General features: G+C 45.9%; 15 protein-coding genes, 1 tRNA gene and 3 pseudogenes. 10 read left to right on the top strand and 9 right to left on the bottom strand.

The genetic code is table 11. The features are described from left to right. Positions 1 to 163 precede the first annotated feature (163 nt). Positions 164 to 235: transfer RNA gene (locus LACPH_RS05325), tRNA-Glu, on the bottom strand. A gap of 4 nt (positions 236 to 239) precedes the next feature. Here LACPH_RS05325 and LACPH_RS05320 point away from each other — a divergent pair. Next, positions 240 to 380, top strand: coding sequence for a hypothetical protein (locus LACPH_RS05320; protein WP_306387441.1), 141 nt, complete (start codon positions 240 to 242; stop codon positions 378 to 380). A gap of 31 nt (positions 381 to 411) precedes the next feature. After that, positions 412 to 1,869 (top strand): ISNCY family transposase, encoded by a 1,458-nt coding sequence (locus tag LACPH_RS05315; RefSeq protein WP_306387440.1) that lies wholly within the window; start codon positions 412 to 414, stop codon positions 1,867 to 1,869. 230 nt (positions 1,870 to 2,099) lie between these two features. Here LACPH_RS05315 and LACPH_RS05310 read toward each other — a convergent pair whose 3' ends face one another. Together LACPH_RS05310 and LACPH_RS05305 are read right to left on the bottom strand one after the other, a co-directional pair. Further along, on the bottom strand, positions 2,100 to 2,567 hold the full coding sequence (locus tag LACPH_RS05310; protein ID WP_274784721.1) for a nucleoside deaminase: 468 nt from the start codon (positions 2,565 to 2,567) through the stop codon (positions 2,100 to 2,102). 98 nt (positions 2,568 to 2,665) lie between these two features. Next, complete coding sequence (locus tag LACPH_RS05305; RefSeq protein WP_274784720.1) at positions 2,666 to 3,583, bottom strand: Gfo/Idh/MocA family protein; 918 nt, start codon at positions 3,581 to 3,583, stop codon at positions 2,666 to 2,668. A 462-nt stretch (positions 3,584 to 4,045) separates the two neighbouring features. On the opposite strand from LACPH_RS05305, the gene LACPH_RS05300 reads away from it, so the two are divergent. From LACPH_RS05300 to LACPH_RS05280, 6 genes and pseudogenes are all read left to right on the top strand, one after another. Continuing rightward, a complete protein-coding gene (locus LACPH_RS05300) occupies positions 4,046 to 5,209 on the top strand; it encodes a glycosyltransferase family protein (protein ID WP_274784719.1) in 1,164 nt (387 codons plus the stop codon). 153 nt (positions 5,210 to 5,362) lie between these two features. Continuing rightward, positions 5,363 to 6,118 (top strand): sunset domain-containing protein, encoded by a 756-nt coding sequence (locus LACPH_RS05295; RefSeq protein WP_274784718.1) that lies wholly within the window; start codon positions 5,363 to 5,365, stop codon positions 6,116 to 6,118. Further along, positions 6,118 to 6,307, top strand: a pseudogene (locus LACPH_RS14270) (DNA/RNA non-specific endonuclease); the annotation flags it as partial. The gene LACPH_RS05295 and the pseudogene LACPH_RS14270, both read left to right, overlap by 1 nt. An 86-nt stretch (positions 6,308 to 6,393) precedes the next feature. Further along, positions 6,394 to 6,969: pseudogene (locus LACPH_RS05290) on the top strand (DNA/RNA non-specific endonuclease); the annotation flags it as partial. Positions 6,970 to 7,247: 278 nt separating this feature from the next. Continuing rightward, positions 7,248 to 7,535 (top strand): putative quinol monooxygenase, encoded by a 288-nt coding sequence (locus LACPH_RS05285; protein ID WP_274784717.1) that lies wholly within the window; start codon positions 7,248 to 7,250, stop codon positions 7,533 to 7,535. Positions 7,536 to 7,746: 211 nt separating this feature from the next. Further along, on the top strand, positions 7,747 to 8,535 hold the full coding sequence (locus tag LACPH_RS05280) for an SHOCT domain-containing protein (RefSeq protein ID WP_274784716.1): 789 nt from the start codon (positions 7,747 to 7,749) through the stop codon (positions 8,533 to 8,535). 705 nt (positions 8,536 to 9,240) lie between these two features. Here the strand turns inward: LACPH_RS05280 and LACPH_RS05275 are convergent. The 3 genes from LACPH_RS05275 to LACPH_RS05265 all read right to left on the bottom strand — a co-directional run bounded on the left by LACPH_RS05275 (position 9,241) and on the right by LACPH_RS05265 (position 10,022). Then, on the bottom strand, positions 9,241 to 9,414 hold the full coding sequence (locus LACPH_RS05275; RefSeq protein ID WP_274784715.1) for a hypothetical protein: 174 nt from the start codon (positions 9,412 to 9,414) through the stop codon (positions 9,241 to 9,243). A gap of 87 nt (positions 9,415 to 9,501) precedes the next feature. Beyond that, positions 9,502 to 9,726 carry a hypothetical protein gene (locus LACPH_RS05270; RefSeq protein WP_274784714.1) on the bottom strand — a complete coding sequence of 75 codons (225 nt, stop codon included), beginning with the start codon at positions 9,724 to 9,726 and terminating at the stop codon, positions 9,502 to 9,504. Positions 9,727 to 9,728: 2 nt separating this feature from the next. Next, positions 9,729 to 10,022, bottom strand: a complete 294-nt coding sequence (locus LACPH_RS05265; protein WP_306387682.1) for a polymorphic toxin type 50 domain-containing protein — start codon at positions 10,020 to 10,022, stop codon at positions 9,729 to 9,731. A 211-nt stretch (positions 10,023 to 10,233) separates the two neighbouring features. Here LACPH_RS05265 and LACPH_RS05260 point away from each other — a divergent pair. After that, positions 10,234 to 10,728 (top strand): annotated as a pseudogene (locus LACPH_RS05260) (tyrosine-type recombinase/integrase); the annotation flags it as partial. A gap of 128 nt (positions 10,729 to 10,856) precedes the next feature. On the opposite strand, the gene LACPH_RS05255 reads toward LACPH_RS05260, so the two are convergent. The 3 genes from LACPH_RS05255 to LACPH_RS05245 all read right to left on the bottom strand — a co-directional run bounded on the left by LACPH_RS05255 (position 10,857) and on the right by LACPH_RS05245 (position 14,017). Next, positions 10,857 to 12,197 carry a glucose-6-phosphate isomerase gene (locus LACPH_RS05255; RefSeq protein WP_274784713.1) on the bottom strand — a complete coding sequence of 447 codons (1,341 nt, stop codon included), beginning with the start codon at positions 12,195 to 12,197 and terminating at the stop codon, positions 10,857 to 10,859. 194 nt (positions 12,198 to 12,391) lie between these two features. Beyond that, positions 12,392 to 13,249, bottom strand: a complete 858-nt coding sequence (locus LACPH_RS05250; protein WP_306387434.1) for a GRP family sugar transporter — start codon at positions 13,247 to 13,249, stop codon at positions 12,392 to 12,394. Positions 13,250 to 13,411: 162 nt separating this feature from the next. Further along, entirely contained in the window at positions 13,412 to 14,017 is a 606-nt protein-coding gene (locus LACPH_RS05245) for a VanZ family protein (RefSeq protein ID WP_306387433.1), read from the bottom strand. Between the two features lie 345 nt (positions 14,018 to 14,362). On the opposite strand from LACPH_RS05245, the gene LACPH_RS05240 reads away from it, so the two are divergent. Continuing rightward, positions 14,363 to 16,621 carry an LTA synthase family protein gene (locus tag LACPH_RS05240; RefSeq protein WP_274784712.1) on the top strand — a complete coding sequence of 753 codons (2,259 nt, stop codon included), beginning with the start codon at positions 14,363 to 14,365 and terminating at the stop codon, positions 16,619 to 16,621. Positions 16,622 to 16,652: the final 31 nt, after the last annotated feature.

Here is a 16,652-nt window from a genome sequence, read left to right as displayed (position 1 = left end):
ATAGATCAAGTTCAGAGGACTCCGAAAGTAAGTAGTGAACTAGCTGAAGGCAATGTCTGTGCCGAAAAAGCATCGCGACTTTTGTTACCAAATAAAAAAGAACCCCAAAACGCCGTTATAAAGGCATTTTGAGGATTCCGTTTTATCTGGTTGATTCTATTTCTCACCCGTACGGGATTCGAACCCGTGTTTCCGCGCTGAGAACGCGGCGTCTTAACCCCTTGACCAACGGGCAATGAGTGGCGCTTTATCGTACCCAAACTATTCTACAGGAAACCTTAGAAAAGTCAACTGTATTTGGCCAATACAAAACCATCTTGTCGACCGCAAGCGATATTGTCTTAAGTAAGCAGTTAGCCAAAGTGTCACAAAAACTGTAACCTCTTAGAAGATACATCTAGGAGGAATCACATGAAGAAGGTTGTCTTAACAATGAAAGAAGAAGAACGTTACCAAGTCATCAAAGCAGTGGTCAATGGTAAGACCTCCGTGCAACGCGCAGCCGTTAAGCTCAAGCGCTCCGAACGAACCATCTACCGATTGATCAAGCTTTACAAGCAACAAGGCAAAGACGGCTTTATCCATGGCAATGCCGGTCGTGAGCCCGCCAACAAACGCAACGCGCAACTCGAACGCCAGATTATTCGTCTGTACACCAACAAGTATGCCGGATTCAACATCGCCCATTTTCACGAGTTCTTAACCACTGCCGAACAAATCGCCATCTCCGAATCCTCACTCCGACTCTTATTCAGACACCACCACATTCTCTCACCCAAAGCTCACAAGGCCACAAAACGTCGGATCAAGCGTGAATTAAAAGAAAAAGAAAAGAAGTCCAAGCTCCTATCCAAACGTGATGAAGCCACCTTGTCAGCCATCGAGGTCGTTGAAAACATCAAAGCCCATCCAGAACGTCCTCGGAAACATTATTCTGGTGAACAGGTACAAATGGATGCTTCCTGGGAGTATTGGTTTGGTACTCAAAAAACCACCTTACACGCAGCCATTGATGATCAGTCCGGGAACGTTGTCGGCGGCTACTTTGCCAAACAAGAAACACTCAGCGGCTATTATCATGTGTTTGCCCAAGTTCTTCGCGATTATGGCGCTCCAGCAGAATTCCTAACGGATCGGCGCACCGTGTTTAACAGCAACAAAAAAGAGGGCTCACCTTCGACCGAGAACCCTCTTACACGTTTCGGTTATGCCTGCCAGACACTTGGAACAGAACTTTCGGTCACCAGTATTCCGCAAGCCAAAGGCCGTATAGAACGTCTTCTGGAGACTTTTCAAGATCGGCTCACAAGTGAACTGCGGTTGCATAACATCACCACAATCGCAGATGCCAATCGGTTTTTGGTCGGCTTTATCAAGCGTTACAATGACCGCTTCGCATCTACCATCAAAAGTAGCATGTCGGTGTTTGATAAGCAACTAACACCCAAGGAAATTGACAATATTTTGATCATTGCCAATGAACGCAGCATCGGCCACGGACATTGTGTTCGCTTTGATAACAAACGCTATCTGCCACACCGGAATGGCGAATTGGTTTACTTACCCCCGCATACGAAGGTCTTAGTCATCAAAAGCTTCACGGGCAGACTTTATATGACCACTGATGATGACCAGGTGTACGACCTTTTCTGTGTGCCAAAAGAACAGTTCATGTCAGCCAAATTCGATCTTACGCCAGCTGCGGCACCAACTCCTAAACGAACCAAGAAAATCCCGGCAATTACGCATCCGTGGCGCCGCGCCAACTATCGCGATTACCTTGATTCTCTTGGCATTAACAGGACAAGGGTTAAACAGTTGGTCGCCGAACGATATCCATACAAGAATTCACAAGCGATTCAAGTCTAATTAGGATCATCTCGCGTCCAGTTTTCGGACGCATGTTTTATGGAATTTACTGTCAAAGTCGAAAATCGCTTGACACTGTATTTGGCCAATACAAAACCATCTTGTATTTGGCCAATACAAAACCATCTGTGTGGCCAATACAAAACCATCTGTCGACCGCAAGCGATCCCCTCATAGCCTGGCATACTGTCCGCGCCGCACCTTGCAAACCAATGGCAGCACTTGCACAACTAATACAGTTTCTTTTGGGCCACTTGATACGCTTTAAAAGCACCAATCGTCATATCCCGATCATGCTGACTCAATGAAAGCATCTTCCCTTTCAGCCCATCGTTAATGAAGTCATAGATGGCCGCGTCCCGAAATCCGATCGCAGCAGCGTCATCCGCCGTGTTGCCATAATAAACCTGTTTGATATTGGCCCAGATGATCGCACTGAGACACATCGGACAAGGCATCGCCGAAGTATAAAGTTCGCAACCGGACAAGTCATGGGTTTCCAGCGCTTGCCCGGCTTTTCTGATGGCAGTAATCTCACCGTGTGCAGTCGGATCATGGTCGACCAAAACCTGATTATGAGCGCGACTCACGATCTTCCCATCCTTGACGATGACGCACCCAAAAGGACCGCCATCTGATCCATTAACATTGGCACGCGCTTCTTCATCGGCAATTTCCATAAACGATTTTTGATACATATATCTTGTGTCCTCCATGACAAACTAAACAGAGTGGTCACCTGCTAGTTGGCACTATTTTAAATAGTCTCTCAACTAGCAATCCATGAAAATAGCGATCATTCTTGAATCTGATTAACCAGATCCGCGACAACAGCATGTGCCAGCTGACTGGTCGCAGGTGATACCGGATTCTTGCTGTCTGGATCGGCGACAGCCTGTACGAAGGCTTGAACCATTGAAGCGAAGCCACGTGTCTCCAACATTGGCTGCCAATTCGGGGCAAATGTCTGTGACGCACCACCACGACCATAAACAACCAGCTGATCTAAATTCTGCACTCTTTGGACGCCACTCGGAGACGCAACTTGCGCTTCTTCAAGATTGGTGCCGGCCTGTAAGTCAATACCGGCTTCCCCCCGAATGCCAGGTGCCGTGAAAGTCACGCTTGCCTGTTGCAGCTGGCCGTCTGAAGTTGTATGCAAGGCATACCGCGTATTTGGTTTTTCAGGATAGCCCGCTAACATGAGCGCAGTGTCTACTGGATGAATGAAGAGATCCCACAAGGCATGTTTTGTGTCATCAAGTGCGTCAATTCTGTTCTTGTCGACGCGCACACCGGTCTTATCTGCCACCTGGGCCAGATCCTGAATCATTGGGGCAAACCGACGATTAAACCCGACTGTCAACATCACATGCTGGGAATCAGCCAAGTCATAAAGTTCATTAACCTGCCCCATGTCAGTTGCCAATGGTTTATCAACAAAAACATGAATACCCTTTTCCAAAAAATGTTTGACATATTGATAGTGAGTTTCTGTCGGCGTGTGAATCATGACGGCATCAAGCTGCTTTGCGTCTAACGCTTCCAACGAATTTCCCGCCGCAGCCAGTCCATACTGCTTTGATAGTTGTTGTAATTTATCTTCATCGCGGGTGCTCAACAGCCACTGCACCTGGTCTTGCATTTGTGCATAAACCGGTAAATATGCTTTTTGGGCAATTGTGCCCAAGCCCATGACACCAATCGTTAACATAACTTCACCTGTTCTTTCATTGATATGGATACTCTCACACTAGCACAGGCCTCTCCAAGGGTAAAGATAAGCATTTATTAGGATTTTTATATTGGCTATCTTCTAAGTTTTCTGTATAACCCTCATAATGTCTTTAGACTTTTTAATCATACAGCTCTGAAATACGATTGTCCGCGCGAAAGTCAGCATGTAGAAGCCTCTGTCGCAATGGTCGAGCTCTCCTCAAGACCGACTTATAACCGCGCTCAGTCACGCACTCTGTTCCGGGCAAACTTGAAAATTTTTAATATTTGGCTTACGGTTATTATGTAAACTAAATTAAACATTAGGTCTTCGCAGAATCTTTTCATTAAACGGGTACTGCTGCTGTAAAAACAACAGTGGCACCAGGCCTCTTTTTTCTACCCATTTTTCTGCTTGTGGCCTACATGCTCAGTATGCCAATTGATAGGAGGAACGGCTGTGAAACCTGCAAAAACTAAATTTAATGATGCCCCTGATGGCAGCATTCATCAGTATAATCAGATACTTAAATATTTCAATGACCGGCCGGCCGATCAGACCAAGCCGCGTGGTAATCGAATAACGTTTGTCTCAACCGGAATCATCGGTTATGATGGCGGCCAAACAACCATGTTACACTTAGGCACGCTCCTAGCCAACGCGGGTTATGACGTTTATTACCTCAGCTATGTCCCGCAAAGCCAAGACGAAATGATTCAAAACGCCGAATTTAATTACCCTGGCTATAAAGGCACATGCTTGCCTATGGGCGAACTCGAATCGCACCAATCTGACATCTGGATCGCTACTTTATGGGAATCGGTTTACATCATTAAAAACAAACCCGGCTACAAGATGTACTTTGTCCAGGACTACGAACCGTATTTTTACCCTTACGGCGACCGCTACCAGATGGCCCGACGTACTTACAGTCTTGGCTTGCACATGGTAACGCTTGGGCCTTGGTGCGCCCATATGATCACAACGCATTGCCAAGTCAACAGTCCAATTGACGTCATCAATTTCCCAGTCGATGTTGCTCGATACCCATTTAAAGAACGCGACACCGCTCCATATCCAAAAAAACAGCAAATTAAGTTGGCTGTTTACACCAAATGGAGCAGTCCACGTCGAGCACCTGTCACAATTCAAATTGTCCTCGAAAATTGCCGCCACCTTTTGCGAGCTAAGGGTATTGACCTCAAAATCAATTATTTCGGAACTGGCCGTAGCAAACGCTTTATTAATGGTGAGAATCTCGGAAAACTCACGCCACCAGAGCTCAATCAGCTTTATCACGAAGCCGATTTTGGCATTGCAACTTCGATGACCAATTTCTCTTTAGTCCCTTACGAAATGATGAGTGCTGGTCTTCCCTTGATTGACTTCAAGGAAGGCACAGGCAGTTACTTCTTGAAAGACAATACCTACTTCTCTTGTCATCTTGATGAGCGTGATCTTGCCAAAACGCTTCAGGCAGCATGTGCAAATCCTGACACGATCACACAGCATATTGAAAAAGCCCAAGCTTATCTGAAAACAATCAGCTGGGAACGAACCGAAAAAGACATGCTGGCAATTATCGCCAATCTTTATGCCAATGTTGACGTTGTAAAGTCATAAATTGAATCCGACGCAGTCATAAGTCAAAAATTAAGTCCGACGCTTGCCGTTGGGCTTTTTTTCTGGGAAAATAAACCTTAGAAATAAGTTCATACGAATATTTTTTAATCGCAATATTCGTACAATTGTCACTAGGGAATTTGGAGGAGAAAAATGTCAACACTGGGCAATTTATTTGTCATGCTCGGACTGATTGGTACAGTCTGGGGCACGATTCGTTTGGTGCGGCAACGCAAGCATCCATTAACGAAACGTTTCAACCTTATTATATTGATCGGCGGCATTGTGCTCATGTTTGTGGGCAGTCCGATGGTCGACACAAAACCATCAACAGCTTCATCAGCGCAAACAACCACCAAGAAACTGACTGCAAAGCAGAAAAGTCTTTTAAAGTCGGAAAAGACGCGCGGCAAGGTTTTATTAGCAGCCAAAGCTAAGAAGTCTTCAGAATTAAAGGCACTGAAGAAGGAACAAACCAAGCTGGAAGACCAACTTGACGCCCGTGCATCGTCATCGCGGGCTGTTGAAGAGTCGGCATCTTCGGCAGCTTCAGAATCCGCGTCGCGGGAAGCATCAGCCAGCAAAGTCGCGGCGTCATCTGCACAGGCAGCTTCTTTATCCCAAGCCGCCGCAGCTGCTGCGGCAGCTAAACAGCAGGCAGAAGAAGCAAAGAAATCTGCTGCACAACAGCAACAACAGCAACAGCAAGCTGCCGCAACTCAACAACAGGCGCCTACTAATCAAGGCGATATGAATACTGCAGAGCAGGGAACTATTGTCGGCAACAGTCGTAGTATGATTTATCACGTTCCAGGTCAAGCAGGATATCACATGAATTCTGCTAACGCCGTTTACTTCAAGACTGAAGCTGATGCACAAGCTCATGGTTACCGAAAGGCGCTGCGATGATGAAAAGAAAAATAATGAAATACCTCACCCCCTTAGTCGTTCTGGGTGTCCTGTTAGTCGGCTGCAGTTCTGAAAGCAGCTCGAAATCAGCAAAAACAGTGGTCGATCCGGTGGCTAGTCAGACCAAGCTTAACAAGAAAACCGCGTCAGCTATCAGCAGCCTTGACGATGCGATCACTGACAAACGTGAACAGGTCAGCAAACTCAAAACAACCTTAAACAAGCAGGAACCAGAAGTAAAAGCATCAGAGGCCCCGAGCAGTTCCCCGGATACCAGCAACTTAGCTAGTCTTGACTACACCGGTCAACAAGAAATAACCGTCAACAACAATGACCCCGCTTTTAACAAAAGCGATCTTTCCACAGCAAAAGGTGCCTGGGCAACTTACAGCGATTTAGACAGCCAAAATCGCGTCACCGATGCGAATGCACTTTTGAACAAATCGCTGATGCCCTCAGCCAAACGTGAACCCCTCACCTGGAATCCAACCGGCTGGCATAACAAAAAGACAGCACACGGATGGCTCTACAATCGCAGCCATCTGATCGGTTACCAGCTGACTGGTGAAAATAACAATCCTAAGAACCTGATGACGGGAACCCAAACGCTTAACAGTCCACTCATGTTGGCTCATGAAATGGACATCGCGTACTACCTCAAACAAAACAGCCAGCATTACGTGCGTTATGAAGTCAAGCCAATCTTCCGCGGCAATGAGCTCGTTGCTCGTGGTGTCCAAATGCGGGCGCAAAGCGTTGGCGACGACACAGTTCGATTCAACGTTTATATCTTCAACGTTGAACCGGGATATACTATCAATTACGCAGATGGTACCAGTACCAAAAACTAAAACACAAGAATCCTTTACTGAAAGCCGTTAGACAACATTTGTCCGTACGGCTTTTTTCTTCGGCCATTTTCAATTGTTGAAGTGGGTTCGTTTGTGATGTTCCAAATCACTTTTGGCACAGCCCAATCATTCAGCTATGATCTCACCCACTTGCAACAATTATGACGCGGTAAATTGCTAGTAATCGGGTATAATGAAATTATGTTAAGGCGTCTCTTTAAACGCCTTTGTCAATACATTACGCCACAACAAACCCAAACCCCTTTAGGAGGATTCAAATGAAAGTCATTAATGTCACGTTAAAGGTAAAGCCAGAACTGACGGACAAGTATCGCCACTTCATCAGTCTGCTGGTCGAAGGATCGCGTGCCGAAGCCGGCAATCTTAGCTACGATCACTTCCAAAGCCTCACCGACCCCAACAAATATGAAATCATCGAGCATTGGCAAGACGCCACAGCTGTCGAACTACATAACCAAACGGCGCATTTCCAAAAGTTTCTAGCGGGAATTGACGACTTTTTGGCGGAACCGCTTGAGATTGTGCGGATGGAGTATACGGAGTAGTTATGTCTCTAATCAAACATTAAAAGATGTTTTGAAATTTAAGCTGATCGAGGCTCTCTCAACACTTTGGGTCAATTTTGTTCTGTCAACGTCAAAGGAATTCAAGAAAACTTGGATCAAGCTTATAGATTTACTTGATATTCTGCAACAGATGAAAAGCATGACTTGATTAACATCTGCTGATCATTTCATGTAATTTTGGAGGAGAAAAATGGGAATATTTAAAAACATCACTGGAAAAAAGGGCGAATCAACTGAACAGGCAGACGCGCACAAGTATATCAAGAAGCATTCGCTAACACTTCGCATTTTCGATGGCCTACCCGACGGAAAAATGTACGACAAAGTTACAATAAGTCGTGACATCAATGGTGATGTGCAAATCAATAATCCGAAGACAGACCCAAGAGTTAATTCTGTTGTTTACACTTTAAACTATTTTTGTTGGCAAAGTGGCGGTATGCATGAAGAAACGTTGGTTAACCGAAAAGAAAAGACGAAAACTAAGACAAAAGGTGGTCACGGCGTTGCACGTGCAATAGCCGGAAGCGTTTTTGGTCCTGCTGGTGCTGTTGTTGGAGCTGTAACCGCTCAACCTAAAAAGACGGAAACTAAGGTTGTTCGGCCAGCAAAGAAAATTAATATTCCAGTCGAAAACCCAACTAACGGATACTTTATTCTTGACCCAAAGAATGGCACTGATTTAGTAATTCTTAAGACTTATCCGATCACGCAGCACCAAGCAAACCATATGAGTAAAATTCTTAACGTTAAAATCTCGCCAGTTTTCGATTGGATCGAAGACGATCCGAATAGAATTCACTCCGTTGATGAAAAGGTAACAAAACTTCCAAATTCTGACGATATAAAAGCACCAAAAAAGCCAAAACCAATTTCTTCACTGGATGAGCAGTTAAGAACATTAAAGGGACTTTTGGATGACAACATCATCACACAGGAAGAATTCGATGCCAAGAAAAAGCAAATACTGAAACTGTAAGTAAAAAATAGTCTTCAGCGGAAAAACACCGTGAAGCAAACCGATGAAAGAAAATGAGAGTGCAGAACAGCTAAGTATAGTTGTAATTAGAACGCAGGACATAGCCACCATTCTCCGCTGCAAAAGTCGGTAATTGGGTTTGGTTAGCCGTCATTTTTGAGTTTTAACTCAAGTGACATTGATCTTTCGTACCGAAGTAGTCGTGCTAGTTACGGAGATTGCGGGAGCTGTGCCACTCTTTCGCTACATCTCGTAATAACGGAGACCGTTACTAATGGGGTCCTTAATGTAAGCTGCCACATCATGCCGCGTGATGGTGGTGTTGGCTTATCCACCGGTTCAATAATTACAAAACTCATAAGTCTCGTTATCGTCATGGATAATGCCAACGTGACTGCCAGCGCCCTAACTGTACGTCACGCCAGCAGATAACCAGCTCATCAGGACGATATCGTCCGTGCTGAATGCTTATATTTCAACCATTGTCGTCACCGCCAGCCTTGACGTAGATTTATACAAAATCAGTAGCTGCTAGCTGACTGCAAAGTAATACCGTTGATCGCAAACCGCTGATGTTATATACAGCCTGTGTCTACGAAACGGATCCACTACAGTTCGCTGTGCCGTCAGCACCATTGGGGAAACCATACATTCTATATATGATGGTCCCGATGCGGTAGTCAAAACAGTCATAAAAGGCCATTTTCATACGCATTCTCTACGGGCTTTGTTGATGTCTTGTTCGGAGGGTTCAAGACCTAACACCTTCTCCTTCTCAAGCAATAGAGCCATGGCATGTAGCTTCTTCGTTTCGTTAGTTTCGCCCTTCTCCTTGAGTGCTTGAACCACTTGTGTTGCGAATTCCTTTAGCTGGTCCATTATTTTGGCTCCTTTTAGACATAAGAAATAGGCCATTTAATGGCCTTGACACCATTGCAAGAAAAAACACCCACAATGGTGTGAGTGCTAGTTTAGAGCTTTAATATCTTTAATTTCGTGCAGCCATACTTCTCCAGGGCCGTCACCTTTGAGCGAATCCATCATGAAAAGAACATCATCCCAACCGTCAAGCTGATTCTCTATTTCCTCAACATAAAAATCTTGGATATGCCCATCCTTAAACGTAACCTGAACATTGCGATCACGATACTTTTTCAAAATATCTGGAAAACTCATCTCACCGATGTTCATCTTCATCCCTTCTGTCTTGGCTTTAGCGGTGTGATATACGCACCGGTTTTACTATAGGATACACGACTCCAACGTGTTGGAGTCCGTTTTCCATTAACATCAACAAAGCAGCCAATTGCTGATGAGACTTCAAAGATAACTGCGCCTTCTGCTTTCGAATCACCATATTTGTCCAGCAGCTTTTGCGCGTCAGAAAACCAGATTATAAGTTCACTGACGGGGTTCACTCGGCCATTGACATAACTCGAAAAATCAGGTGTCCCCGCCACGTGCTTATTGTATGCGTCTGGATTCAGTTCTCCACGAGTAACTTTGTGCGACTAACTGGCTGTGCCGCTTGGCCATATACACCAGTTTTTCAGTTTTGAATCCATTCGCAACACCTGCGCGCCAATCCTTCAGGCTGAGTGCCCTTAGCTCTACATGCTTTTCTTGACGCCATTATACTGTGCTTTAACAGCCGAACTCAACACATCAACTTGTTTCTTAACATATCCAGAAGCAACCAATGCGTTGACCGTCAATGCTACACGAATTTATCGTGCCGAGACTGGAGCAAACAAAGGGAAGATCGCACTAGATCGACTTAAGACAACCGGTTCTGTTCGCACCGAGTTATATGACCGAGCCTGCTCCAACTGCAATATGAACGCCATTTCAACGTAGGCAATATCTCCAGCTTTAGATTTGCTACTAACCACAATAACGACTTTGTCTTCACATACTCATCCAGGGCAAAGTTTGGACAACCAATTCGTTCTCCTGCCACCACTGGGGCATTCAACCGCATCACCAAACGAGCCAAACTTCCCCATATACGCATTCATGACTTACGGCACACCCAAGCTGTACTGATGCGAGAAGCAGGATTAGGCCTAGCTAGATGACATCAAAGACGACCTTGGCCACAAAGATATTTCAACCACACAAATCTATGCGGAATTTTCACCAACCAAAAACAAAGAGAATCATCAACAATTTGAGAATTATCTTAACGGATAATCGGACAAAAATAGCTCCAGAATCTGTTGAAAAATTCGAAGCCTTCACCAAAACTTCCCCACGAACTTTCCCATACAGATTCTGGAGCACTATTTTTATATTAATTTAAAACGCGCAAGCCCCTGCTACTAAAGCCGCGCATTCAATTCCTTCGTCATATCCTCATACCCGGGACGACCGAGCAATGCGAACATGTTCTTCTTGTATGCTTCAACGCCGGGCTGGTTGAATGGGTTGATGCCATTCAGGTAGCCGGAGATTGAAACGGCTGCTTCAAAGAAGTAGATCAGATAGCCTAAGGTGTAGGCATCTTGTTTAGGAATGGAGACAGTCATAACCGGTACGCCGCCATCGGTGTGTGCCAGAACAACACCTTCATAGGCTTTGCGGTTGACAAAGGACATCTTCTTGCCAGCGAGATAGCCGAGGCCGTCGAGGTTTTGAGTGTCGTCTGGAATGGTCAGGTCGCGGTTAGGCTCTTCAACCCAAACAACGGTTTCCATCAAGTTGCGCAAACCTTCTTGGATGTACTGGCCGAGACTGTGAAGGTCGGTACTGAAGTTGGCACTTGAAGGATAGATCCCCTTTTGGTCTTTACCTTCAGATTCACCCATCAATTGTTTCCACCATTCGCCTAGGTACTGAAGCGTTGGTTCGTAGTTTTCCAGCAATTCGGTGGTGTAGCCTTTGCGATACAGGATGTTCCGCAAAGCGGCGTATTGATAAGCTTCGTTTTCTTTCAAGTCAGCGGATGCGTAAGCTTTGCGACCATCGCCGAGTCCGCGCATCATTTCATCGATGTCGCCGCCAGCTACAGCAATTGGCAACAGGCCAACTGCGGACATAACTGAGAAGCGGCCGCCAACATCATCCGGCACAACGAATTCTTCGTAGCCTTCAGCGTCAGCTTCTTGCTTCAAAGCACCCTTGGCCCGATCGGTTGTGGCGTAGATCCGTTCCTTGGCGCCTTCTTTGCCATACTTTTCAATTAACTTAGCCTTCAAAATGCGGAAAGCAATTGAAGGCTCGGTTGTCGTACCAGACTTGCTGATGACATTGATCGAGAAGTCGCGATCACCAATGATGTCGAGCAAGTCAGCCAGATAAGTACCGGAGATTGAATTACCTGCAAAATAAACTTCTGGGAACTTCAAATCAGGATCAAGGTTGCGGAAGGTCTGGGAAAGAAAATCAACGGCCATCCGTGCACCTAAATAAGAACCGCCAATCCCGATCGCAACGAAGACCTGTGAGTTGCCCTGAATCTTCTTGGCTGCTGCCTTGATCCGGGCAAACTCATCTTTATCATAATTAACCGGCAAATCAAGAAAACCGCGGAAATCCTTACCGGCACCGGTTCCTTCACGCAATTCCTTGTCAGCTGCAGTTACCAACGGCTGCATCTGTTCAAGCTCATTGGCATGAACGAACTTGTCCAGCTTAGATGAATCAAATTTGATGTACGACATCGTGTGCGTTCCTCCTCTAAATACGTCAATTGCCGCCAAAACTTTTGCTTTGACCGCCATCATAAAAAGATTGCGGCACCGCTTCCAAACAAAATTTTCACCAACAAAGGGCGCTGTTCAAATTCACACTCTAACAAGTTAACTTTAAAATTGAATTTGTAAAAAAGCAAGCAATCCGGCAACTTCTCATCAGATTACTTTGCTTTCATGATGCCCAGCACAACGCCGCCGAGAATAACGAGTGCCGAACCCCAGCTGACCCAGACCATTTCCTTGTGCGTCTTGCGTTCGCCGAGTAAGTAAATGGAGCCAAATGTCGAAATGACAATGCCCATTTGCGAGAGCGAATAAGAAACTGCCAACCCGACTTTCGCCATGGATAAGAGCATGAAAACATTCCCGGTACCCCAAAGCAGCCCAGTCAAAATATTCTTCACAGTTGCCTTGGCAAAAGGCTGATGGCCAATACTCATTAATAAAGCACCAATAATCATCCCCACAGATTGCGGCATGACGACTGCCAGTGCCCCTAATTGACCTGCGTTAACAATGATGGTGTACCCAGCATATCCGGCTGTGGAAATCAGCAAGGTCCGGATGCCTTTGGACACGCCAGACGCAGAAGTGACATCATCGTTTTGTTCGCGCCGTGACGTTAACGTAGCACCAATAATCAGTAATACCAACGCCAAAATGCCAAGCGTCACATCCCTGCCGTTGTGCCATTCGTGAAATAGCAACGCGCCAGCCAGCGTAGTCGCGATGAGCTGCATACCCGTGGAGATGGGCATGGTCATCGAGACACCCATATACTTCATTGATTGAAACTGCTGGCCTTGGCCCAACGCCCAAAAAAGCCCGGAAATAATACCAAGCAGCCAGGTTTTGCTATCTAGCGCCGGGTGCATGACGAGCAAGGTTCCAACGCCGAAAACCAGCGCGCCAAACGTCATTCCCAAAGTTTGCTGATACGCATTGCCTCCAAGTTTTCCACTGACCAAACCAATGGAGCCCCAGGCAAACATCGGGATCAGCGCAAGTAAAATTACCATAACGCGCCTCTTTCTATATATCGTATCGTTAAGCTAAAAATAGAATACAGGCTAGTATTCTATCGGTTTTCCAGTAGCAAAACAACCAAAAAATCAGTTAGAAAACTAAGAGAACTTTTGGTTTAATCGATACTCGGCACGCAAAAATCTTTTCGACACCGGTTAGCGATGTAGATGCCACATGCGGTAAAAACCGTAACCCAGGATGGAGCCAATCAAATTAAAAATCACGTCGTCAATATCGGCCACCCCGCTGATCAGCAAGAATTGCAGCGTTTCAATGCTCAGGGATGTCACCAATCCGATTCCGATGGCAGAACCCAGTCGTCGCCGATGTGTACTGATCCAAGGCACGCCAAACCCTAATGGCATAAACCAGGCAATGTTCCCCAGTGATTGGTACCATAGATCAAAATGACTCGCCGCTTGCCGCAACTTCAATGTTTCAACAAGTGGCTGTAAGTTAATCACTGAAAGCGGTCGATCCCAATGAAACGTCAACTGCCATGGGTAATAAACATCACGGAAAACTGTCAACGCAAACAGCAAGATTAAATAGCCCACAAACAGACCCAGTTTAAGTTCATGGCCAAATGATGTGCGCCGGTGAGTCGTTAGCAGCCAGAAGCACCGTAATGCCGCAAATATTAATAGGTAAAGGATCGTTTTGTCCAAACTATAAACCACCAGCCGCACCAAAGGAAAATGGTTGACGCGGCTTAATGATGTGCTGTTAATCCAATTGTAAAATGGCCCCAGAAAAAGCATCACGTTACCTCCAGTAGTCATTGTAGCAAACCACCTACCGGATACCCACCGTACATCTGGATTTCAATAACTTTTAAAGACTCCATAAGAATCAGCCAGTCTTGACTGGATTTGACTTGGTTGCGGTATGCTGTTTCGGTGCGGAAATGTTGGCTAAAAAAATTAAAACGCGTTCACCAACCCAGAAACCTGCGTGTAAGGACCTCGGGCGTAATGGTCAAAGCCCGGCCATCACGCCCAAGGCCGCTTATGCTCCGGTTTCTAACCGGCCCCGCTCGCGCTCTTTGTGCAATTGCCTATTTGCGGGTACAATGACAAAGAACAAAGTGGAAAGGAGTTACCGCTTTGAAACGGTTACGACTCAATCGCCTTTTATTGTGGCTTCGCAATACCCGGATCGGCTTTTTGGCGCTCCTGCTTTTTTTACTGTGGGCTAAAACGCTTTTTGGCTATTTTTTTGATTTCTCGCTAGGCCTAAATGACCCGCTGCAATATACCTTACTCATCCTCAACCCCTTAGGCACTGGCATCATTTTGCTCTCGTTAGGGCTTTATCCAAAACATGCGCGGCGTGCTTATCTGGTTGGCATCATTGTCTACATATTAAGTAACTTATTATTGCTCGCTAACGTCCTTTACTATCGTGAGTTCACCGATTTTCTGACGGTCACAACCATCCTCGGCGTTTCAAAGGTCAGCCAGGGACTTGGCGCCAGTTCACTGAGCATGGTGAAGCCACATGACATCATTTATGTACTGGATATTGCCCTGGTTGCGTTAACTTATATGGGCTACAGCGTTTGGAACATCTGGCGCTATATTCACAATCAACCACTAAAATGGCCGCATTTTGGCTTATCGCTTGATACCAGCCGCATGCCTTACCACTTACCGCAAGCAGTTACGGTGTTTGGCGTGGCCTTCTTTGCCTTGCTCACCGCTACCAGTGAAATGAATCGCCCGCAGCTGCTGACCCGGACTTTTGACCGCAATTACATTGTCAAATACTTAGGGTTGGCACCTTTTACGGTTTATGATGCGGCGAAAACCGCCCAGAACAATCAGGTTCGCGCCCAGGCAGATAGCGCCAATCTTGATCCAGTTTTGCAATACACTCGTTCTCATTATGCCGCCCCTAACGCCAGCTATTACGGCGCAGCTAAAGGCAAGAATGTCATTATCATCCACCTTGAGAGCTTCCAGCAGTTTTTGATCGGCCAAAAAATTGACGGCCAGGAAGTCACCCCATTTCTCAATTCATTGATCAAGGAAAAGGACACGCTCAGTTTCAACAACTTCTTCCACCAAGTCGGCCTCGGCAAAACAAGTGATGCAGAAAACATGTTGGAAACCAGCACGTTCGGGATTGCGAACGGCTCACTGTTCAGCAGTCTTGGCACGGAAAATACCTTTGAAGGTGCCCCGGCCATTCTTAAACAACGCGCCGGCTATACCAGCGCGGTCTTTCATGGTGGTTCTGCTTCTTTCTGGAACCGAGACAATGTTTATAAAAGCCTTGGCTACGATGATTACTTTTCCGGTAACTTTTATAATCATGACGAAAAGGCCGCAACGGAATACGGCATTAAAGATAAATTGATGCTGGCCGAAACGCCTAAATATCTGGAGCATCTACAACAGCCGTTTTACACGAAGATCATTACGACCAGCAATCATAATCCGTTTTATATTACGCAGGCAGATTCCGACTTTCCAGATGCTGGGACCGATGACGCAACGATTAATGGCTATTTTAAAACGGCCCATTATCTTGACGAGGCGTTACGCGAGTTCTTCAATTACCTGAAAACCAGCGGTTTGGAAAAGAATTCACTGGTCATGCTTTACGGGGATCATTTTGGGATCAGTAACGACCGTAATACGACCCTGGCACCGTTATTAGGTAAAGATCCCAGCAAGTGGACAGCATTCGATAATGCGCAGTTACAGCGGGTTCCGTTAATCTTCCATATGCCAGGTCTCAAAGGCGGCGTCAATAATACGTATGGCGGTGAAATTGATGTTTTGCCGACATTACTGCACTTGCTGGGCATCAGCAGCAAACGCTATGTTCAATTTGGCACGGATCTGCTTTCAAGCCAACATGATAACGTTGTAGCATTCCGAAATCATAATTTTGTGACGCCTAAATACACTGTTTTAGGCAGCAAAGTTTATGACAACACAACTGGCAAACTCGTGACCATGACCCCTACTTTGCAGGCGGCCATCACCAAAGACCAGAAATCGGTTGATACACGGTTAAGCCTCTCTGATGATGTGGCCAATCGTAATTTGTTGCGTTTCTATGTGCCGTTGGGGTTCAAACCGGTTAATCCGGGCCAGTATGACTACAACCAGAGTCTTAGCAAGGTCTTGTCGCTCGAACACAGTCTCGGCAGCAAGAGCACCAGTCTCTACAGTAAAAATAATGACCAATCAACCACCAACCTCTATCAAACCGATGCTCCTGAATTAGCCGATGACACCCAGCCAATCACCGATTTCCCTGAAAAAGTCCAGGCACAAACCGATTCGTCTGCAAGCGAATCCGAATCTAGCAGCTCCGAAACAGTCGACATTCGAACCAAACAAATCAAATAACATAGTGAATGCTCGCTTTAAGTTCACACTT

This window comes from Lacticaseibacillus parahuelsenbergensis (assembly GCF_030770265.1).
GTDB lineage: Bacteria > Bacillota > Bacilli > Lactobacillales > Lactobacillaceae > Lacticaseibacillus > Lacticaseibacillus casei.
Note: the sequence above shows the minus strand (reverse complement) of the source record. Positions and strands in the feature narration are given on the sequence as shown.

Excerpts from the sequence above, each read along its gene's own strand:
- LACPH_RS05315 (WP_306387440.1), top strand. The coding sequence starts at position 412 with ATGAAGAAGGTTGTCTTAACAATGAAAGAAGAAGAACGTTACCAAGTC.
- LACPH_RS05310 (WP_274784721.1), bottom strand. The coding sequence starts at position 2,567 with ATGTATCAAAAATCGTTTATGGAAATTGCCGATGAAGAAGCGCGTGCC.
- LACPH_RS05305 (WP_274784720.1), bottom strand. The coding sequence starts at position 3,583 with ATGTTAACGATTGGTGTCATGGGCTTGGGCACAATTGCCCAAAAAGCA.
- LACPH_RS05295 (WP_274784718.1), top strand. The coding sequence starts at position 5,363 with ATGTCAACACTGGGCAATTTATTTGTCATGCTCGGACTGATTGGTACA.
- LACPH_RS05285 (WP_274784717.1), top strand. The coding sequence starts at position 7,248 with ATGAAAGTCATTAATGTCACGTTAAAGGTAAAGCCAGAACTGACGGAC.
- LACPH_RS05280 (WP_274784716.1), top strand. The coding sequence starts at position 7,747 with ATGGGAATATTTAAAAACATCACTGGAAAAAAGGGCGAATCAACTGAA.
- LACPH_RS05275 (WP_274784715.1), bottom strand. The coding sequence starts at position 9,414 with ATGGACCAGCTAAAGGAATTCGCAACACAAGTGGTTCAAGCACTCAAG.
- LACPH_RS05270 (WP_274784714.1), bottom strand. The coding sequence starts at position 9,726 with ATGAACATCGGTGAGATGAGTTTTCCAGATATTTTGAAAAAGTATCGT.
- LACPH_RS05255 (WP_274784713.1), bottom strand. The coding sequence starts at position 12,197 with ATGTCGTACATCAAATTTGATTCATCTAAGCTGGACAAGTTCGTTCAT.
- LACPH_RS05250 (WP_306387434.1), bottom strand. The coding sequence starts at position 13,249 with ATGGTAATTTTACTTGCGCTGATCCCGATGTTTGCCTGGGGCTCCATT.
- LACPH_RS05245 (WP_306387433.1), bottom strand. The coding sequence starts at position 14,017 with ATGCTTTTTCTGGGGCCATTTTACAATTGGATTAACAGCACATCATTA.